Here is a 235-nt window from a genome sequence, read left to right as displayed (position 1 = left end):
CGTTTATTTTCAGGCGCGCACGCTCCGCCTCCATGGCGATGCCCAGTATCTGTGCGCCGTAGTAGCGGGACCATCCCATGCTCAGCACGGTGTTGTCCGTTCCGAACATGTCCCAATCCAGGCGCGTGCGGGGCGCCAGATTGTTGTTGCCAAGAAAACTGTCGCGGTCGTAGCGCAGCCCGGCATCCAGGGCCAGCCGTTTCCATTCGATACGATCCGACAGATACAGGCTGGC

Annotated in this window: 1 protein-coding gene; it reads right to left on the bottom strand. The window is 60.9% G+C overall.

Features of this window, described 5'->3' with window-relative positions:
• A partial coding sequence (locus tag SB764_RS44645; RefSeq protein ID WP_410867394.1) for a TonB-dependent receptor domain-containing protein occupies positions 1-235 on the bottom strand: 235 nt, incomplete at both ends.

This window comes from Paraburkholderia sp. SIMBA_027 (assembly GCF_046535315.1).
In the GTDB taxonomy this organism is placed as follows: domain Bacteria; phylum Pseudomonadota; class Gammaproteobacteria; order Burkholderiales; family Burkholderiaceae; genus Paraburkholderia; species Paraburkholderia tropica.
Note: the sequence above shows the minus strand (reverse complement) of the source record. Positions and strands in the feature narration are given on the sequence as shown.